The organism is Methyloversatilis universalis FAM5 (assembly GCF_000214035.2).
In the GTDB taxonomy this organism is placed as follows: Bacteria; Pseudomonadota; Gammaproteobacteria; order Burkholderiales; family Rhodocyclaceae; genus Methyloversatilis; species Methyloversatilis universalis.
Genome location: NZ_AFHG01000010.1, coordinates 1 through 1,312, shown reverse-complemented (window position 1 = coordinate 1,312; position 1,312 = coordinate 1). Strand labels below are relative to the sequence as shown.

General features: G+C 63.9%; 1 protein-coding gene. It reads right to left on the bottom strand.

All coding sequences use genetic code 11. The features are described 5' to 3' along the window. Positions 1–146: 146 nt before the first annotated feature. Positions 147–1,226 (bottom strand): IS5 family transposase, encoded by a 1,080-nt coding sequence (locus METUNV1_RS00045; RefSeq protein ID WP_043358619.1) that lies wholly within the window; start codon positions 1,224–1,226, stop codon positions 147–149. Between the last annotated feature and the right edge of the window lie 86 nt (positions 1,227–1,312).

Genomic DNA, 1,312 nt, shown 5'->3' with positions numbered 1-1,312 from the left:
CAGGCTGGTGAGAAACCCTTGAATCCTTCCGGATCATGTCCTTCCGCTCGTTTTTTCCGGCACCGGAAGTGCGCCGTGGCGTGTGATTCGGGGTTCTCTCACCCTCGTATTCGGCTGCTCGCCAGGCAGCGGACGCATCTATCCCTCTACGCGGCAGCCGTTCGCATCAGGCTCAGCATTCGAGTCAGGTTGTACGCCGCGAACGCAAACAGCGCCTGACCGGAGAGCCTCTCCAGCCCCTTGTGCCGCGTCTTGCGCAGACCACCCACCGTCTTGATCCAGCCGAAGGCCTCTTCGATCATCTTTCGCCTGCGCAGACTCATCGCGTAGCCCTTGCCACGCGCGGTGCGTCCATCGACGGCGCTGCCGCTGACCTTGCGCGCCACGTGCGCCCTGATACCGCGCCGTTCGAGCGCAGCCACGAATTCCGCCGTGTCATAGCCCTTGTCCGCACCCACCGTCGCGCCCGGCTTGCGCACACTGCGGTCGATCATCCGGATCGCCGCTTCCCACTCCGCGCGACCCGTGGCCTGCGTGCTCTCGACATCGACGACGAGCCCGTTGCGGTTCTCCGACAGCGCGTGCGCCATGTAGCGCAGCTTCGCCTCAGTGAATTCGCCCTTCTTGTACAGCCGCGCCTGCGGGTCGGTCGTGCTCTGGTGGGTCGCGTTGCTGCGCTTGTTGCCTTTGAAGTCAGTTTCCGGATTGCGCCCGGCAGGCTTGTCCGGACCACTGCCGTCCTTGGGCACAAAGCTCTTGTGGCTGGCCCAGGCCTCGATCATCGTGCCGTCGACGCTGAAGTGCTCGTCGGACACGAAACCCTGCCATTCGGCCAGATGCAGCACGCGGCGGAAGAACTGGCGTGCGATGTCGGTACCGAGCAGACGGTCGCGATTGATGCTGAACACGGTGCGGTCCCACACCGCATCGTCCATGCCCAGGCCAACGAACCAGCGGAACAGCAGGTTGTAGTCGAGCTGTTCGACCAGCTGGCGTTCGCTGCGGATCGTGAAGAGGATCTGCACGAGCAGCGCACGCAGCAACTGCTCAGGCGGAATCGACGGACGGCCGGTATGCGAGTAACGCTCATCGAACAGCGCACTCATGTTGGCGAGAATGCCGTCGACCAGCGCGCGCAGGGAGCGCAGCGGGTGGTCCTTCGGCACGCGTTGTTCCAGGCTCACGTAGCTGAACATCAACGCCTGGGGATTCTCTTGGCCGCGCATGGACAGTCGGGAAAAGTAGGAAGACGATTCGGGGCGGGAGTCTGCCTTAAAACCCGCGCCACGAGCAGCGAGCGGGGTTTCTCACC

What these genes read in the sequence shown, in the direction of transcription:
- METUNV1_RS00045 (WP_043358619.1), bottom strand. Translation starts at nt 1,226, where the DNA reads ATGCGCGGCCAAGAGAATCCCCAGGCGTTGATGTTCAGCTACGTGAGC.